Source organism: Serratia sp. BNK-33-b, assembly GCF_048684565.1.
In the GTDB taxonomy this organism is placed as follows: domain Bacteria; phylum Pseudomonadota; class Gammaproteobacteria; order Enterobacterales; family Enterobacteriaceae; genus Serratia; species Serratia marcescens.
Genome location: NZ_JBLQTZ010000001.1, coordinates 2,006,247 through 2,024,295, shown reverse-complemented (window position 1 = coordinate 2,024,295; position 18,049 = coordinate 2,006,247). Strand labels below are relative to the sequence as shown.

The following is an 18,049-nucleotide window of genomic DNA, read 5'->3' as shown; positions in this document are numbered from 1 at the left end:
CCGCCGCCTCGTTTAAAGTAAATTCTGGCCAGATTTACCTTCAACGCATTATTTCCTGCCTATATTCACCCGAGCAGAGTTTCCCTACCCTGCCCAGGTGATAATCAGCGATTAATAATCTTTCAGGATGTCCTGCAACGGCGCCATTAATAAATCGCCGCGCCAGCCGCTGATTAATTCAGGGCGACTTTCGCCGTCCTTCAGTTTCCAATGCCAGTTCAGCAATTGGTTAATTTGGCGACGGGATGCCAACAGCTCGCTGCTCAACCCGCTTTGCTCGCTGACGGTAGCGATCGCCGCCTTGATGTCTTTGAACACCTTCTTGTAGCCCGGCTGATCGATAAGGTTGGCCAACGGCGCCGGCAACTCGGACTCTTCCAGCGCTTCGGCCTCCGCCACCAGCGCCAGCAGCGTTTTGCCGTGATAACGGATCTCCGGCCCGCTCAGCCCCAGAGAATCCAGTTCTCCCAGCGAAGACGGCATATAGCGCGCCACCTGCCACAGGTTCTCCTCACGCACCACGAAGTTCACCGCCAGATCGCGCTCACGCGCCTGGCGCAGCCGCCATTCCGCCAACTTCTGCAAACACCCCAGCTGACGCGGGCGCAGCTGCCAGGCATTGCTGATTTCGCGGTAGGCGACTTCCGGCGCCAGCGCCTCGCTACGGCGTTGACACAGCAGCAGGCACTCGTTATTGGCCGCCGCGGTCCAACCGGCCTCTTCGGTCTCCTGCACCAGCTGTTTAGCCATCGGCAGCAGATAGAACACGTCGGCGGCCGCGTACACGCATTGCCTTTCGGTCAGCGGGCGCGCCAGCCAGTCGGTGCGCGACTCGCTCTTGTCCAGCTCAACCTTCATGTACTCCGCCACCAGCGTCGCGAAGCCGCAGGAGAGCGGCCGGCCAGTAAAGGCCGCCAGGATCTGGGTATCGACCATCGGCGTCGGCAGCGTTTTAAAGGCGTTGAGAAACACTTCGAGATCTTCACTGCCGGCATGCAGGAACTTCACCACGGCGGTGTCGGCCAGCAGGTCGACAAACGGCTGCCATTGCTTGATCGGCAGAGGATCGATAAGGGAGAGTTGTTCACCGTCGTAGAGCTGGATCAGGCCCAACTGCGGATAGTAGGTGCGCGTTCTGACAAACTCGGTGTCCAGCGCAATCTGGGCATGCTTTCTCGCCTGCTCGCAGACCTGCTGCAATCCGGCATCGGTAGTGATCAACTGATAATTCAAAACATCATTCTCTTGTAGGATTCAAACACAACAACGCCGGCATTCACCGGCGTTGTTGATAGTCAGGCGCGAGAGCGACGCCTAGGCGGCATCGGCCGGCTTCGGCGTTTTTAGCTCATCGCGCAGTTCTCGCCGCAAAATCTTGCCGACGTTAGACTTCGGCAGTTCATCGCGGAACTCAACAATTTTAGGCACTTTATACCCGGTCAGGTGCCGACGGCAATGGGTCAACAGCTCTTCCTTGGTCAGCGAGGCGTCTTTCTTCACCACGCAGATCTTCACCGTTTCGCCAGAGGCCTCGCTGGGCACGCCGATCGCCGCACATTCCAGCACTTTCGGATGCTGGCTGACCACATCCTCGATCTCGTTCGGGTAAACGTTGAAACCGGAGACCAGGATCATGTCTTTCTTGCGATCGACGATGCGCACAAACCCCTGCTCGTCCACGGTCACCACATCACCGGTCGCCAACCAGCCGTCTTTCAGCACTTCGTCGGTGGCTTCCGGGCGCTGCCAATAGCCTAACATAACTTGCGGCCCTTTGACCCACAGTTCGCCCGGTTCGCCCGGCGGCACATCGTGGCCATTGTCGTCCACCAACCGAATGTCCGTCGACGGCACCGGCAGGCCGATGCTGCCGCTGTAGTGTTTCAGATCGTAAGGGTTACCGGCCACCAGCGGCGCGCACTCCGTCAGGCCATAGCCTTCCAGCAGGTGTTTACCGGTAGTTTTTTCCCACTTCTCGGCCACCGCTTTTTGCACCGACATGCCGCCGCCGACCGAGAAACGCAGCGTAGAGAAATCGAGCTTGTGGAACTCTTCATTGTTCAGCAACGCATTGAACAAGGTATTCACCCCGCTCATGGCGGTGAACGGGTATTTACCCAACTCCTTCACCAGCCCCGGAATATCGCGCGGGTTGGTGATCAGCAAATTGCGCCCGCCCAGATCGATAAACAGCAGGCAGTTCACCGTCAGCGCGAAAATGTGATACAGCGGCAACGCCGTCACCACCAGTTCCTGCCCTTCGCGGAACAGCGGCGAATAGGCGGCTTTGGCCTGCTCGAGGTTGGCCTGCATATTGCGGTGCGTCAGCATCGCGCCCTTCGCCACCCCGGTGGTGCCGCCCGTGTATTGCAGGAAGGCCAAATCGGCATTAATGATGTCCGGTTTTACATATTGCAGACGGCGGCCGCGCTGCAGCGCGCTGCGGAATGAAATGGCATCCGGCAGGTTGTATTTGGGCACCAGGCGCTTGACGTATTTAACCACGAAGTTGACCAGCGTGCCTTTGGCGGCCGACAGCTGATCGCCCATGCGCGTCAGGATCACGTGCTTGACCTGAGTGTTGAACACCACTTTTTCCAGCGTATGGGCAAAGTTGGAGACGATGACGATGGCGCTGGCGCCGCTGTCGTTCAACTGGTGTTCCAGCTCTCGCGGGGTATACAACGGGTTGACGTTGACCACCACCATGCCGGCGCGCAGAATGCCGAACAGGGCGATGGGGTATTGCAACAGGTTAGGCATCATCAGCGCGACGCGGTCGCCCTTCTTCAGGCCCAGTTCATTTTGCAGGTAAGCCGCGAAAGCCCGGCTGCGTTCTTCCAGTTTGCGGAAGGTCATCACCTCGCCCATATTGATAAAGGCGGGCTGATCGGCATAGCGCTGCACGGCATGCTCAAACATTTCGATCAACGACGAATAGCGATCGGCATCAATCTCTGCGGGCACATCTGCCGGATACCGTTTTAACCAGACCTTATCCAAGGTATTACTCCTGAAATCATTACTAATTATCATCGCAGCCCTCAAACTCGCAGCCTAACCATAACAATATTTTAACTCAGCAGACCAGTTCGGGTTTTAAACATTATTCAGGTTGCGATGTACGTCACTAATTGTCGGATATTCCTTATCCCAAAAAACAAAAGGGCGGCCTGAGCCGCCCTGTCAAATGTGTTCACATCAAGCGTATGCTACTCGGTTACGATGGTTTGCACCTGTGCCGGGCCAGGGTTATACCAGCCATAGCCTGCGCCCCAACCGGGTCCCCACGGACCTCCGCGCCAGCCCCAGGGGCCCATTGGCGCAGGCGGCATCACCACCTGCTGCACCAGATGCCAGCGTTTGAAACCGGTCACGTTCATCGTCACGAAGCGATACGGCGTCATGCCGATTCGCCCCTCTTTCAGGCCGGTAATGGCGCCGACGACGGTCACCAGCTGGCCTTTGAAATCGACCGGTTCGAGGAAGCCGTTTACCGTGGCCAGCAAGCGGCCGCGCGACGGTTCGCCCAGTATCGGCCGCGCACCGCTGTCGAGCGGCACCGCCGCAATCTCCAGCACCGTGCGCCCTTGTTCGTTGGCGACGTTTACCACGGTGCCGCCGAAACGGGCTTCCGCGCCGGTAAACAGGTTGGGTGCATTTTGTACCGAGGAAAGCTGAGTCACCGGCGAAGGGCTGGAGCCTTTGATCGCATCCGGTACGGTGACGCACCCGGATAAAACCAGCGCGCCGCAGGCGACGGCCAGCAGCGACAGCTTTTTACTTGCAGTGCGGATTAACATGGTCGCAATCTCCTGAAATGGCTGTAACTTTGACCGCGTTTCATCGTTCAAGTTGCAGCCCCTCATCGCCCGGCATCAACATCAGCACAATACGCCGCGATCAGTCGCGGCCCGGCAGTTTTTTCCAGGTGACTTCATTGCGCAGATAGGTCGGCTCGGCGTTTTCCACCGCTACCGCCAGCCCTTCTTGCCAGGCTTGCAGCGCCAGCGGCAGCATGTCTTGCGCCTGCGGCAACAGCATTTGGCCGTCACGTAGGCTCAACGCGGAACCCTTGACCAAGTCGGGGTAGGTTTGCCACCCGGTGCCAACATGGGCCCATTCGCCCTGCAGGCGCTGCGCACGCTCCAGCGCCTGCGCCGGCGACAGCACGGCCTCGCCTTCGCTTTCCAACCAGCTGCCGTCCGCCTGGCGCTCGAACTGCCCCCAGTAAACTTCACCCATGCGCGCATCGATCGCCGCCAGCACGCGCTCCGCGCCGCTGACGCGCCAGGCGCCCTGCGCCATGGTTTGCAGCGTGGAAACGCCTATCATCGGCAGATCGGCGCCCAGCGCCAGGCCTTGAGCGATGCCGATACCGATGCGCACCCCGGTAAAGCTGCCGGGGCCGCGACCGAAGGCCAGCGCATCGAGCTGGTTGAGCGCCAGACCGGTTTCCGCCAGCACCTGCTGCACCATAGGTAAAATTCGTTGCGTATGCTCACGTGGGCACAGCTCAAACAGGGCGTGGGTTTCGCCTTGATTCCAGACGGCGACGGAACAGGCTTCCGTCGCGGTATCGATCGCTAAAATTCGCGTGGACATGCCAACCTCTGGCGGGAATAAAACTGGGTTTTTCATACAGGGCGCGCATTGTAGCACAGCCCCGTAAGCCCTTCATCTTTCACGTGGCCGACGCATCGGCGGCCTGCAGGAAGGCGATGGCCTGCTTCAGATCGCGGGTACGCGGCGTGGGCGGCAGGCTATTGAGGAACACCTCGCCGTAAGGACGCATCACCAGACGGTTATCGCAAATCACCAGCACGCCGCGATCGTCGGTGTCGCGGATCAAACGGCCGACGCCCTGTTTCAGGGTGATGACCGCATCCGGCAACTGCACGTCATTGAACGGGTCGCCGCCGCGCAGGCGGCAATCTTCAATGCGCGCCTTCAGCAGCGGATCGTCCGGTGAAGTGAACGGCAGCTTATCGATGATGACGCAGGACAGCGCATCGCCACGCACGTCCACCCCTTCCCAAAAGCTGCTGGTCGCCACCAGCAGCGCGTTACCGGCGGCAACGAACTGCGCGAGCAGTTGCCCTTTGCTGGTTTCCCCTTGCAACAGCACCGGCAGCGTCATCGTGGCGCGGAACTCTTCCGCCAACTCGCGCATCATCTGGTGCGAGGTGCATAAGAAGAAGCAGCGGCCGTTGTTGGCTTCGATTAATGGCCGCAGCATGCGCGCCAGCTGGCGCGCCCCGCCGGGCTGATTCGGCGAAGGCAAAAAGCGCGGCACGCACAGCAACGCCTGTTTGGCATAGTCGAACGGGCTCGGCAGCAGCAGCGTTTTGGCCTTGGTCAGCCCCAGCCGTTCGGTGAAGTGGCCCAGCTGATCGTTGACCGACAGCGTGGCCGAGGTAAAGATCCAGCTGCCCGGCTTCTCGTCCAGCATTTCACGGAACCGGTCGGCCACCGTCAACGGCGTCAGCGCCAGCACGAAGTGGCGCGAATTGCACTCATACCAATAGCTGTAGCCCGGTTCCGTCACCGCCTTGAGGCGTTTGAGGCGCGCGCGGTACAGCGTGGCGCGCTCAAAGGCGGCGTCCAACAGCGCCGAACGCCCCAGCGACAGCTTCATCACGTCATAACACAGCTCCAGCGCATCATCGAGCAGCAACAGAGCGCGCTGCACGTTGGGTTCGCCGAGCACGTCACGCAGATTGCCGCGGAACCCCGGCTCTCCCAGATTCAGGCGAAAATCTTGCGTACTCAGGCTGAGACGGTCGGCGCTTTTTTGCAGTTGAGCGGCATCGCGCACCTCGGTGCGGTAGGCGATGGTGATATCCTTCGCCAGATCCAACAGCTGGCGGCTGGTGAGCTGCTGGCCGAAATACTGGCTGGCAATGTCGGGGATTTGGTGCGCCTCGTCGAAAATCATCACCTCGGCTTCCGGGATCAGCTCGGCGAAACCACCCTCTTTCACCACCATATCCGCCAGGAACAGGTGATGGTTCACCACCACCACATCCGCATCCATCGCACGGCGGCGCGCCTTGACCACGAAGCAATCCTGATACAGCGGGCAATCGCTGCCCAGGCAGTTGTCATTGGTGCTGGTCACCAATGGCCAAACGAAACTGTCTTCCGCCACTTCGCTGCAGGTGCTGATGTCGCCTTCTTTGGTCTGTGACGACCACTTGCGCAGCTGCACCAAATCGATCAACGTCTGCCCCGCCAGTTCGCCGCCGGCCATCGACTGCTGCTCCAGCCGTTCCAGGCACAGGTAGTTGGAGCGCCCCTTCAGCAGCGCCAGCTTGCCTTTGTACTTCAACGCCTTGGCGACGGTGGGCAGATCGCGCGCATACAGCTGATCCTGCAACGCTTTCGAACCGGTCGAGATGATCACTTTGCGATCGGCGCGCAGCGCCGGCGCCAGATAAGCGAAGGTTTTGCCGGTGCCGGTGCCGGCTTCCACCACCAGTTCCTGCTTGAAATTGATCGCCTCGGTGACGGCTTGCGCCATCTGCCGCTGCGGCTCACGCGGTTTGAATCCCTTGATAGCCTGCGCCAATGCGCCGTCTGTTGCAAAATCGTCTGTCACGCTGTCTCTCTGCCGGTGTCATTCAGCGGTGATTATGCCAAGCCTGCCGCCCGGCTACCACCCACTTTATCGCCGCGCTTTTTCATCACCGGCTGTGCTACCCTTAACGGGACTATGATATGGAGATAAGCAAATGAATATCGAAAGAATTGATCCCGATCAGCGCTGGTCCGAAGCCGTGGTGCACAACGAAACCGTTTACTACACCAGCGTGCCGGAGAACCTGGATGATGACGCGACCGCGCAGACCGCCAACGCCCTCGCCGCCATCGACGTGCTGCTGGCGCGCGTAGGCTCGGACAAAAGCCGTATTCTGGATGCCACCATTTTCCTGGCCAATACCGCCGACTTCGCCGCGATGAACGCCGCCTGGGACGCCTGGGTCGTTGCCGGCAGCGCGCCGGTACGCTGCACCGTGCAGGCGCAGCTGATGAATCCGAAGTACAAGGTGGAAATCAAAATCATCGCCGCGCTGTAAGCCACGCGCAGACGAAAAAAAACCGCAGACGGCAACGCCTGCGGTTTTTTATTGCCCGCTATCAGGACAGTTTGAGGATCACCATCCCCGTCAACAGCAGCGCCAGGCCAATCCAGCCTTTGGCGTTCAACCGCTGGCCGAACATGATCCAGCCTGCGGCGATGGTGGCGGCGATGCCGAAACCGCCCCACAACGCGTAAGCGATTGACAGATCGATGCCCTTCACCGCCTGCGCCAGGGCGCTGAACGCACCGAGCACCGACAGCAGCGACAGCAATCCCAGCCAAATTTTACGGAAACCGTCCGACATCTTCAGGAAGATGTTGGCGATGATTTCCAGCACGATGGCCAATCCCAGGAACCCAATGTGGTACAACTCAAACTGTTGCATGGTTGTCACCTCGCGGGCTGACCTGTTTTCGCTCTTTGCGAGTGCCGGATTTCACCAGCATGATGCCGGCGATCAGCGTAGCCAGACCCAGTACCTTCAGCGCCGAAATGGGCTCGTCGAACCACAGCACGCTGAACAGGGTAATGAACAGAATGCCGATGCCTTCCCACAGCGCATAAGCCACGCCCAACGCCACGCGTTTTACCGCCACCGACAGCAACACATAAGACGCGGTGATCATCACGTACATCACGATATGCCCGATCATGCCGCCATTGACACTGGCGTATTTCATCGACAAGGTGCCGATGATCTCGGTCATGATGGCCAAACCTAAAAAGATCCAATAAATCATAATTTTTCTCCCAAACGGCGAATAACGCGCGCCAAGGCATATTTATCCCGATTTATCTCGTCGAACGGCCGCAGTACGGCGCGCAAGACGCAGAGATCCCTGGGGATAAACTGACCCAAACGCAAAAAGAATGTTTGCCCGGCTGAACGGTAGAGCGAAGGCGTAAGCCCGCTACCAGCACCGGTTAAGGGAGAAAGACGCTATAGTTCGCTGCACCAGTGATGCTCACTGGCAAGGATCGCAGACAGGAAGAGTTGGCACGTAGAGGTTCTGAGGGTAGTTCCGTTAATAGTCATCATAATAGTTCTCTATTATCAGCCGCACACCGTGCGATTTGCCCAATATCCTCATAAAAGTAAAATTTTCAACTGAGATATTTTTACCACAGCCAAAATAAGAAAGCAAACTGCCGTTTTCATAAAAAAGCAGAAAAAAACGGGTTAAAAATAAGAAAGTTAATCACGATAAAAATTAAAAAAGGCCCAACGGAGCGTTGAGCCTTGCGGTATTCGCGGGTGCGCAAATAAGCGCCAACCCCAGGCCTGGTGCGGGTTACAACGCGGCTCCGCTGACGGCGCTGCGCGCCAGTTCAGTGATGCGCGCATAGTCGCCTTTTTCGAGCGCGTCCGCCGGCACCAGCCAGGAACCGCCGATGCAAAGCACGCTTTTCAGCGCCAGATAATCGCGGTAATTGTTCGGCGTAATGCCGCCGGTCGGGCAAAAGCGCACCTGCGGGAACGGGCCGCCGATCGCCTGCAGCGCCTTCACGCCGCCGTTGGCTTCCGCCGGGAAGAATTTGAATTCGCGCAGGCCGTAATCCATGCCCAGCATCAGTTCAGATACGGTGCTGATGCCCGGGATCAACGGGATTGACCCCGCCGTCGCCGCCTGCAGCAAGGCTTCGGTCAGCCCCGGGCTGATGGCGAACTGCGCCCCCGCTTCGGTCACCTGCCGCAGTTGCTGCGGGTTGATCACCGTACCGGCGCCAATGATCGCCTCCGGCACCTCTTTGGCGATAGCGCGGATAGACTCCAGCCCGCAGGCGGTGCGCAACGTCACCTCCAATACCCGCACGCCGCCGGCAACCAGCGCTTTCGCCAGCGGCACCGCCTGCTCCAGCTTGTTGATCACGATAACAGGCACCACCGGCCCCGCCGTCAGGATCTGCTCGGCGCTGGTTTTCCAGTTTTTCATCGTTATTTCTCCATTACTCGCGGTTAACAATGGCACGCCCCTGCCACAGGGCTCCGCATGCGCGGACGTCCGGCCGTACCGTAAGTGATGTGGCCCACGCGCAGATCGCAGGCAAAAAAAAGCCGGCAGACAGGCCGCCGGCATTACGTATTATTCGAACTCGTTCCAGGAGCGGCCGTCACGGGTGATCATCGCCACCGAGGCCACCGGCCCCCAGGTGCCCGCCTGATAAGGCTTAGGCGCCTCGTTGTCGGCTTTCCATGCGTCCATGATGGAGTCGACCCACTTCCAGGCTTCTTCCACTTCATCGCGGCGCACGAACAGCGCCTGAATGCCGCGCATGGTCTCCAGCAGCAGGCGCTCGTAGGCGTCCGCCACGTGCTCCTGGTTGAAGGTTTCCGAGAAGCTCAGGTCCAGCTTGGTGGTCTGCAGACGGTGCTTGTGATCCAGCCCCGGCACCTTGTTCAGCACCTGAATTTCGATGCCTTCATCCGGCTGCAGACGGATGGTCAGCTTGTTCTGCGGCAACTGCTGGTAAGAATCGCTGAACAGGTTCAGCGGCGGGTTTTTGAAGTACACCACCACTTCCGAACATTTGGTCGGCAGACGTTTACCGGTACGCAGGTAGAACGGCACTCCGGCCCACTGCCAGTTGTCGATATCCACGCGGATAGAGACGAAGGTTTCGGTGCTGCTGCTCTTGTTCGCCCCTTCCTCTTCCAGATAACCCGGCACTTTCTTGCCCTGGACGAAGCCGGCGGTGTACTGACCGCGCACGGTGGTTTCCCGGACATTGGTCTGATCGATGCGGCGCAGTGAGCGCAGCACCTTGACCTTCTCGTCGCGGATGCGGTCGGTCGTCAGATCCGCCGGCGGCGACATGGCGATCATGGTCAGGATCTGCAGCAGGTGGTTTTGGATCATGTCGCGCATCTGGCCGGCCTGGTCGAAATAGCCCCAGCGCCCTTCAATGCCCACCTCTTCCGCCACGGTGATCTGCACCGAATCGATGGTGCGGTTATCCCAGTTGGATGCGAACAGCGAGTTGGCAAAACGCAGCGCCAACAGGTTCAGCACCGTCTCTTTGCCGAGGTAGTGGTCGATGCGGTAGACCTGGGACTCATTGAAGAACTCCGCCACCTGATCGTTGATCACGCGGGAGGACGCCAGATCGGTGCCCAACGGTTTCTCCATCACCACGCGCGCCGGCTCATGGTTCAGCTTGGCTTCGCCCAGCCCTTTGCAGATGGCGCCAAAGGTGCTTGGCGGCATGGCGAAGTAGTTGATGGTGGTGCGGTGCTTCTGATCCAGCATTTTACCCAATTTGGTAAAGTTCTTGCTGTCGTTGACGTCCAGGTTGCAGAAGTCCAGGCGCGCGCTTAGCGTGGCCCAGAGTTCATCATCCAGTTTTTCCTTCATGAAGGTGCCAAGCGCTTCCTTGACCACTTCGGTATAGGCTTGTTTATCCCACTCCGCGCGGCCGACGCCGATGATCCGCGTATCCGGGTGGATGTGTCCGGCTTTCTCTAACTGGTACAGGGAAGGCAGCAGCTTACGGCGCGCCAAATCACCTTTCGCGCCGAAAATAACCAGGTCACACGCCTGGGCTGTAGAGGTTACCGCCATGTTCATCTCCTCGTTGCAGGATATTTGTAATTTTCTTACATTACTAATGTACTCTGTTTGACTACGGCCAGCAAACCCGGAGCAAAGCAGAAAAAAAGGCCTCAAGATTCCAGTGGAAAGCGCCAATCTACGCCAACGCCCTCACCACGGGCAAAACTGTAATTTTTCGTCTTTTTTGACGCTCTGTTACCATTATGAAAGTTAGACACAGGTCATATTCTGGTGAAAAAACCCTGCATACGCCGTGTCGAGACTGCCAACGGTTACCAGCACGTAGTATATTTTCACTAAACCGGCATTGATTTCTCCTTTGTTTGAAATCGACATACCCTATCGATTCCAGGTTACAGCCGCTCGTTTGGCGTCTGCTTGCACGGCGAACACGGGCGAAATTCGACGCTGTTGCTTGAAAGCCACAGGGATAAAACCATGAGTGACTCTCGTTATATGAATACGCTGGACAAAATCCAGAGCCATCTGGAACGCCTGAGCAAATCTGAAAGGAAAGTCGCCGAGGTGATCCTGGCCTCCCCGCAGACCGCCATTCACTCCAGCATCGCCACGCTGGCGCGCATGGCCGACGTCAGCGAACCTACCGTCAACCGCTTTTGCCGCCGCCTTGATACCAAAGGCTTTCCCGATTTCAAACTGCATCTCGCCCAAAGCCTGGCTAACGGCACGCCCTACGTAAACCGTAACGTTGAGGAAGATGACAGCGTCGATTCCTATACCAGCAAGATCTTCGAATCGGTAATGGCCAGCCTGGATACAGTAAAGGCAAATTTGGATATTGCCGCAATCAATCGTGCGGTTGACCTGCTCACCCAGGCAAAAAAGATCTCTTTCTTCGGGCTGGGCGCCTCCGCGGCGGTGGCGCACGATGCGATGAACAAATTTTTCCGCTTCAACATTCCGGTGGTCTACTTCGATGACATCGTCATGCAGCGCATGAGCTGCATGAACTCCGGCGAAGGCGACGTGGTGGTGCTGATCTCACACACCGGCCGCACCAAGAATCTGGTGGAGATGGCCCACCTGGCGCGGGAGAACGACGCCACGGTACTGGCTATCACCTCGCGCGACACCCCGCTCGCCCAGGCGGCGACCCTGGCCCTGCTGCTCGACGTGCCCGAAGACACCGACGTTTACATGCCGATGGTGTCGCGGATCGCGCAATTAACGCTCATTGACGTGCTCGCCACCGGATTTACCTTGCGCCGAGGGGCTAAATTCAGAGATAACTTGAAGCGGGTCAAAGAAGCGCTCAAAGAATCGCGCTTTGATAAAGGCGTGGTCATTCCCAACAGTTTTGATTCGTGACCCGACGAAGAAAAAATCGCCGTTCAACAGACATTTGAATGACGGCATCAGAGGCGGTACCCTGTTAACATGCTCATGCGGGTAACCCGGGTGAAATATCAGTGTTGTAAAATTACATTTCACGCCTGGTTTCGTTATCCGACGTTATCGCAACACCAATATTTGCTTCACCAGTCAACGGAGTAATACATGTCCAGACGGCTCAGAAGAACCAAAATCGTTACCACCCTGGGTCCGGCTACAGACCGCGACAATAATCTGGAAAAGATCATTGCCGCCGGCGCCAACGTAGTTCGGCTTAACTTCTCCCACGGCAGCCCGGAAGATCACCAGGCTCGCGCTGACAAAGTGCGCGAAATCGCTGCCAAACTGGGGCGTCACGTCGCTATCCTCGGCGATCTGCAAGGGCCGAAAATTCGCGTTTCCACTTTCAAGGAAGGCAAAATCTTCCTCAACGTGGGCGATAAATTCCTGCTGGACGCCAACCTGTCAAAAGGCGAAGGCGATAAAGAAAAAGTCGGTATCGACTATAAAGGCCTGCCAGCCGACGTGGTGCCGGGCGACGTCCTGCTGCTCGATGACGGCCGCGTTCAGCTGAAAGTGCTCGAAGTTCAGGGCATGAAAGTGTTTACCGAAGTGACCGTCGGCGGCCCGCTGTCCAACAACAAGGGCATCAACAAACTCGGAGGTGGCCTGTCGGCCGAAGCCCTGACCGAAAAAGACAAGGCGGACATCGTGACCGCCGCCAAGATTGGCGTCGACTACCTGGCGGTCTCCTTCCCGCGTACCGGTGAAGACCTGAACTATGCCCGCCGCCTGGCGCGCGATGCGGGCTGCAACGCCAAGATCGTGTCCAAGGTTGAGCGCGCCGAAGCGGTTTGCACCGACGAAGCGATGGACGACATTATTCTGGCCTCCGACGTGGTGATGGTTGCCCGTGGCGACCTGGGCGTCGAAATCGGCGATCCGGAACTGGTCGGCATTCAGAAGAAACTGATCCGCCGCGCCCGCACTCTGAACCGCGCGGTGATCACCGCGACCCAGATGATGGAGTCGATGATCACCAACCCGATGCCGACCCGCGCCGAAGTCATGGACGTGGCGAACGCCGTGCTGGACGGCACCGACGCCGTCATGCTGTCGGCGGAAACCGCCGCTGGCCAATACCCGGCGGAAACCGTGGCGGCGATGGCGCGCGTTTGTCTGGGCGCCGAGAAGATCCCGAGCATCAACGTTTCCAAACACCGCCTGGACGTACAGTTCGACAACATCGAAGAGGCGATAGCCATGTCTTCGATGTATGCCGCCAACCACCTGAAAGGCGTCACCGCGCTGATCGCCATGACCGAATCCGGCCGCACTGCGCTGATGATGTCGCGCATCAGCTCCGGCCTGCCGATCTTCGCCATGTCGCGCCATGAGCACACGCTGAACCTGACTGCGCTGTATCGCGGCGTGACACCGGTGTATTTCGACAGCCACAAAGACGGCGTGATCGCCGCCAATGAAGCGGTCAATCGCCTGCGCGACAAAGGCTTCCTGGTCTCCGGCGATCTGGTGATCGTCACCCAGGGCGACGTGATGGAAACCGTCGGCACCACCAATACCAGCCGTATTCTGCGCGTCGAGTAATCCACACCGCAGACGACATGCCGGCCGGCTCACGTTGGCCGGCATTTTTTTTGCCCCGGTACCGCCATAAACGACGGAGAACACCATGCTCCACCAACGCAATCCCGCAGCGAGCGGTGATGAGCTCGATCTCGATGGCCACGGCCTGACACAGCTCGACGCGTCACAGTTAGCCGGCCACGCGCTGCGCAAGGTAAGCCTGTATGATAATCAGTTGGCGGCCATCCCCGCCCCCCTCTTCCGGCACCGCAATCTACAGGTGTTGAACATCTCCTGCAATCAGCTCGACCGCCTGCCGCCGGAGATTGGCCAGTTGCAACAGCTTGAGATGTTCGACTTTGGCCACAATCGCGCAAGCGAACTCCCCGAGGAACTGGGGCAGTTGCACCGGTTGAAATACCTCTATCTGAGCGACAACGGCTTTAGCGATCTGCCGCACTCGCTGGCGCAGCTACAGCAGTTGGTTTACCTCAACGCGACCGATAACCAGCTGACCGCCTTGCCGCAGGCAATACCGAGGCTGGCGGCATTGCAGGAGCTGCGTTTATACAACAATCGCATCCGCAGCCTGCCCGACGAAATCGGGCAACTGCGCGCGCTGCGCGAGTTGCATATCATGAAAAATGCCCTGACCACGCTGCCGGCGGAAATGGCTTTGCTCGGCGAGCTTGAGATACTCGACGCGGCCAACAACGCCATCGCCGAACTGCCGGAAGCCTTCTGCCGGCTGCCGCGGTTGAGCGAGCTGAACCTGCGTTTCAATCAGCTGACGCGCCTGCCGAAAAATATCGGTGAGCTGACGGCGCTGAGAAGCCTGGATCTGCGCGCCAACCGCCTGAGCGACCTGCCGGAAAGTCTCGGCGAACTGAGCCGGCTGCGCAAGCTGGATCTGCGCTGGAATGATTTCACCCACACGCCCAACGTCATTGAGATCCTGCGGGCTCGCGGCTGTATGGTGCACATCTGAAGTGACGCCGGCCGGGGTGTAGCCCGACCGGCGTTAGCGGTAGAAAGGATTAACGATACAGATCGTCGCGCGAGTAGGGTTCAATCTCCCCTTCCTTGCGCGTCTTCAGCAGTTTGAGGATCCAGGTGTACTGCTCCGGATTCGGGCCCACCAGGTTTTCCACTTCTTCATTCATACGGCGGGCAATCCGTGGGTCATCAGCGTCGGCCAGATCGTCCATCGGCTCGCGAATATAGATATCCAGCATGCTGGTTTTGCCGTCGTACACCGGGAACAGCGGCACGATCGCCGCACGGCATACCTTCATCAGCCGCCCGACCGCCGGCAACGTCGCCTTATAGGTGGCGAAGAAGTCGACAAACTCACTGTGCTCAGCGCCGTGATCCTGATCGGGCAGATAGTAACCCCAATATCCCTGCCGAACCGAACTGATAAACGGTTTGATGCCGTCATTGCGCGCGTGCATGCGGCCGCCGAATTTACGACGCACGGCATTCCACAGGTAGTCGATCAGCTGATTGCGCTGGTTGTGGAACATCGCCGCCATCGGTTGGCCGCGCGCGGCCATCAACATCGCCGGCACATCTACCGCCCAGCCATGAGGCACCAGAAAAATCACGTTGCGCCCTTCAGCCCGGATCTTGTCCAACACCTCTTCACCGTGCCAACGCACGCGCTTGAGCACTTTCTCGGGCTTGGTACAGGCCAATTCCGCCATCAGCACCATCGACTGCGGCGCGCAGGCAAACATCTGGTCGATGATGTGCTCACGGTCGCTTTCCGGCAATTCCGGCAAGCAATACAGCAGGTTGATGCGGGCACGACGGCGCGCTCCTTTCGCCAGCTTGCCGGCCAGTTTGCCGACCGCCCCCAGCACCGGATCGCGCAGACGCGCAGGCACCAGCGAAACGCCGGCCATCAGGCCGGTTCCCAACCACACGCCCCAGTAGCGCGGGTATAAAAAGGCTTTTTGAAACTGCGGGATGAACTCTACGTTCGATTTCTTCTCGTTTTGCATGCACATGCTCTTGGCTTAGCGATTCGGCTAATCATAATTGCCAGCACCGATTTTGCAATTAACAACCGCGAACCGCCCAGATAAAACAGCATCGGCCCGCAATCAGGCCGATGAAATTAGCGGCGCCGAAGCGCCGGAAAAAGGGGGACGTTAATCCAGTTGCAGCTGAGGAACCACTTCCTTCACCTGCGCCAGATAATCGCTGCGGTCTTTGCCGCCCAGCCCTTCAGAACGCGGCAGCTTGGCCGTCAGCGGGTTCACCGCCTGTTGGCCGGTCCACAGTTCAAAGTGCAGGTGCGGCCCGGTGGAGCGGCCGGTGTTGCCGGAGAGCGCAATGCGATCGCCGCGTTTCACCTTCTGCCCTGGTTTCACCAGCAGTTTTTTCAGGTGCATATAACGCGTGGTGTACTGGCGACCGTGGCGGATCGCCACATAGTTGCCCGCTGCGCCGCTGCGCTTGGCGATCACCACTTCACCGTCGCCGACCGCCAGCACCGGCGTGCCGACCGGCATGGCGAAATCGACGCCCTTGTGCGGCGCCACGCGGCCGGTCACCGGGTTCACGCGGCGCGGGTTGAAGTTGGAGGAGATGCGGAACTGCTTCATGGTCGGGAAACGCATGAAGCCGCGCGCCAGGCCAGAGCCCTGGCGATCGTAGAATTTGCCGTCTTCGGCGCGGATCGCATAGTAATCCTTGCCGCCGGTGCGCAGACGCACGCCCAACAGCTGGCTTTGCGATTTCTTACCGTCGAAATGCTCACGCGACATCAGCACGGAGAACTGGTCGCCTTTGCGCAGCTTGCGGAAATCGAGCTGCCACTGCAACGCCTTGATCACCGCATTGATTTCGTTACGGCTCAGCCCGGCGTCGCCGGCGCTGCTGACGAAGCTGCCGTTGACCCGGCCGCTGATCACGTTGTTGCGCCATTCGCCCTGCTGCGCCTCTTTAGACTCTTTGAAGCTATTGCCGACGCGGTCATAGGTGCGGGTTTCGCGGCGCGAAACTTCCCAGGTCAACTGCTGCAGATCGCCCGCATCGTTCACGGTCCACGACAGCTGTTGGCCGATCTTCAGATTACGCAGATCGCGGTTTTGCGAAGCCAGCAAGGTGACATCCGACATATCGATGCCGTACTGCGTCAGAATGCTGCCAAGGGTGTCACCGGTGGAAACCACATATTCATGCACGCCGTCGTCGCCGGCATCTTTCTGATCCAGCTCATCCTGCGGGATTTCGTCATCGGGGGTGGGTTGGTCGGCATCTATCGGTTCACTGGCTTCGGGGAGCAATGACCGCATCTGGCTGGATTCTAACTCGACGCTCTTGGCGATGGGGTTGTGTTCTGGGTGGTAAACAAAAGGCCGCCAAACAGCGACGGCCAATGTGACGACTGTCAGCGACCCCAGCATGACGCGGTGGGGCCGTGGCAGGTTGTTATACGCCAGAGCGATAGTTCGGACTATCTGCTGCACTCGATATTATCCTCATAAGCTTTACTTCAGGCAGCTCACGTACTGGTTTGACAGCTGAGCCAGGAATTTCCCGTAGCTGTCCTTCCCCAGCGCGATGCCGGTGCCCAGCGGGTCCAGCGTTCCGGAACGCACTTTGGTACCCTTGGCGACGGCATTGATTACGGCCGGCCTGAATTGTGGCTCAGCAAAAACGCATACCGCTTTCTGCTCAACCAACTGTGTTCGAATTTGGTGTAGGCGCTGTGCTCCAGGCTGAATTTCGGGATTGACGGTGAAATGGCCCAGTGGACTCAAACCGTAGTGTTTCTCAAAGTAGCCGTAAGCATCATGAAAAACAAAATAACCCTTACCTTGCACAGGCGTAAGCATGTTACCAACATTTTTGTCAGTTTGCGTCAGCAGATTCTCGAACTGGCGCAGGTTTGCGTCTAATTTGTCCTTATTTTGCGGCATAAGTTCCAACAATCTGTCGTGAATCGCGATCGCGGTCACTTTTGCTATCTCCGGCGACAGCCAAACGTGCATATTGTACTCGCCGTGATGATGCCCATGATCGTCATCGGCATGGTTATGCGCTTCGCCTGCATGATCATGATCGTCGTCATCTTCGCCTTTCATCAGCAACGGCTTCACCGCCGGCAGTTCGCTGACAGCCAGCTTTCGGGTCGCCGAGATAGGCACCAGCGCCTTGTTCAGGAACGCTTCCATGTCCGGCCCAACCCATAGCACCAGATCAGCGGAACGCAAGCGTTGGATATCCGAAGGACGCAACGCAAAATCGTGCGGCGAAGCGCCGTCCGGCAGCAACACTTCGGTCGGCGTCACGCCGTCGGCGATGGCCGAAGCGATAAAGCCTAATGGGCGAATCGAGGTCACCACCGCAGCGGAAGCGCTGCTCAGCGGGCCGGCCATCAACAGTGCGCTGGCCAACAGCGTACGCTGCAGCCATTTATTTTTCTTTGCCATCATCAGTAATCCCATCGTTTTCATCAAC

Annotated in this window: 16 protein-coding genes; 4 read left to right on the top strand and 12 right to left on the bottom strand. The window is 58.5% G+C overall.

Going from position 1 to position 18,049, the window contains the following annotated elements; translation table 11 throughout:
* Positions 1-111: 111 nt before the first annotated feature.
* The 5 genes from rnd to ACMGGK_RS09635 form a co-directional block, all read right to left on the bottom strand.
* Positions 112-1,233 carry a ribonuclease D gene (gene rnd, locus ACMGGK_RS09655; protein ID WP_016927451.1) on the bottom strand — a complete coding sequence of 374 codons (1,122 nt, stop codon included), beginning with the start codon at positions 1,231-1,233 and terminating at the stop codon, positions 112-114.
* 81 nt (positions 1,234-1,314) lie between these two features.
* Positions 1,315-3,003, bottom strand: a complete 1,689-nt coding sequence (gene fadD, locus ACMGGK_RS09650; RefSeq protein ID WP_016927450.1) for a long-chain-fatty-acid--CoA ligase FadD — start codon at positions 3,001-3,003, stop codon at positions 1,315-1,317.
* A 209-nt stretch (positions 3,004-3,212) separates the two neighbouring features.
* Positions 3,213-3,803 (bottom strand): Slp family lipoprotein, encoded by a 591-nt coding sequence (locus tag ACMGGK_RS09645; protein WP_016927449.1) that lies wholly within the window; start codon positions 3,801-3,803, stop codon positions 3,213-3,215.
* 100 nt (positions 3,804-3,903) lie between these two features.
* Positions 3,904-4,605, bottom strand: coding sequence for a tRNA (adenosine(37)-N6)-threonylcarbamoyltransferase complex dimerization subunit type 1 TsaB (gene tsaB / locus ACMGGK_RS09640; protein WP_049299182.1), 702 nt, complete (start codon positions 4,603-4,605; stop codon positions 3,904-3,906).
* Between the two features lie 79 nt (positions 4,606-4,684).
* Complete coding sequence (locus ACMGGK_RS09635) at positions 4,685-6,601, bottom strand: ATP-dependent DNA helicase (protein ID WP_028127475.1); 1,917 nt, start codon at positions 6,599-6,601, stop codon at positions 4,685-4,687.
* 133 nt (positions 6,602-6,734) lie between these two features.
* Here ACMGGK_RS09635 and ACMGGK_RS09630 point away from each other — a divergent pair, with 133 nt between their 5' ends.
* Positions 6,735-7,079 carry a RidA family protein gene (locus tag ACMGGK_RS09630; protein WP_015378124.1) on the top strand — a complete coding sequence of 115 codons (345 nt, stop codon included), beginning with the start codon at positions 6,735-6,737 and terminating at the stop codon, positions 7,077-7,079.
* Between the two features lie 61 nt (positions 7,080-7,140).
* Here the strand turns inward: ACMGGK_RS09630 and mdtI are convergent, their stop codons facing one another.
* The 4 genes from mdtI to zwf form a co-directional block, all read right to left on the bottom strand.
* Positions 7,141-7,470: a multidrug/spermidine efflux SMR transporter subunit MdtI gene (mdtI, locus tag ACMGGK_RS09625; protein ID WP_016927446.1), complete on the bottom strand. Its 330-nt coding sequence runs from the start codon at positions 7,468-7,470 to the stop codon at positions 7,141-7,143.
* Entirely contained in the window at positions 7,457-7,825 is a 369-nt protein-coding gene (gene mdtJ, locus ACMGGK_RS09620) for a multidrug/spermidine efflux SMR transporter subunit MdtJ (protein ID WP_004932327.1), read from the bottom strand. The genes mdtI and mdtJ overlap by 14 nt, the downstream gene beginning before the upstream one ends.
* A 552-nt stretch (positions 7,826-8,377) precedes the next feature.
* On the bottom strand, positions 8,378-9,019 hold the full coding sequence (locus ACMGGK_RS09615; RefSeq protein ID WP_197789173.1) for a bifunctional 4-hydroxy-2-oxoglutarate aldolase/2-dehydro-3-deoxy-phosphogluconate aldolase: 642 nt from the start codon (positions 9,017-9,019) through the stop codon (positions 8,378-8,380).
* Positions 9,020-9,169: 150 nt separating this feature from the next.
* A complete protein-coding gene (gene zwf, locus ACMGGK_RS09610; RefSeq protein WP_028127476.1) occupies positions 9,170-10,645 on the bottom strand; it encodes a glucose-6-phosphate dehydrogenase in 1,476 nt (491 codons plus the stop codon).
* A 447-nt stretch (positions 10,646-11,092) separates the two neighbouring features.
* On the opposite strand from zwf, the gene ACMGGK_RS09605 reads away from it, so the two are divergent.
* The 3 genes from ACMGGK_RS09605 (at position 11,093) to ACMGGK_RS09595 (ending at position 14,564) form a co-directional block, all read left to right on the top strand.
* Positions 11,093-11,965: a MurR/RpiR family transcriptional regulator gene (locus ACMGGK_RS09605; RefSeq protein ID WP_016927443.1), complete on the top strand. Its 873-nt coding sequence runs from the start codon at positions 11,093-11,095 to the stop codon at positions 11,963-11,965.
* A 189-nt stretch (positions 11,966-12,154) separates the two neighbouring features.
* Positions 12,155-13,597 (top strand): pyruvate kinase, encoded by a 1,443-nt coding sequence (gene pyk / locus ACMGGK_RS09600; protein ID WP_004932339.1) that lies wholly within the window; start codon positions 12,155-12,157, stop codon positions 13,595-13,597.
* 85 nt (positions 13,598-13,682) lie between these two features.
* Positions 13,683-14,564, top strand: coding sequence for a leucine-rich repeat domain-containing protein (locus ACMGGK_RS09595; protein ID WP_049299180.1), 882 nt, complete (start codon positions 13,683-13,685; stop codon positions 14,562-14,564).
* Positions 14,565-14,613: 49 nt separating this feature from the next.
* On the opposite strand, the gene lpxM is transcribed toward ACMGGK_RS09595, so the two are convergent.
* The 3 genes from lpxM to znuA all read right to left on the bottom strand — a co-directional run bounded on the left by lpxM (position 14,614) and on the right by znuA (position 18,021).
* Positions 14,614-15,582, bottom strand: coding sequence for a lauroyl-Kdo(2)-lipid IV(A) myristoyltransferase (lpxM, locus tag ACMGGK_RS09590; protein ID WP_016927441.1), 969 nt, complete (start codon positions 15,580-15,582; stop codon positions 14,614-14,616).
* Positions 15,583-15,732: 150 nt separating this feature from the next.
* Entirely contained in the window at positions 15,733-17,055 is a 1,323-nt protein-coding gene (mepM, locus tag ACMGGK_RS09585) for a murein DD-endopeptidase MepM (RefSeq protein WP_028127477.1), read from the bottom strand.
* Positions 17,056-17,076: 21 nt separating this feature from the next.
* A complete protein-coding gene (znuA, locus tag ACMGGK_RS09580) occupies positions 17,077-18,021 on the bottom strand; it encodes a zinc ABC transporter substrate-binding protein ZnuA (protein WP_097103089.1) in 945 nt (314 codons plus the stop codon).
* Positions 18,022-18,049 lie beyond the last annotated feature (28 nt).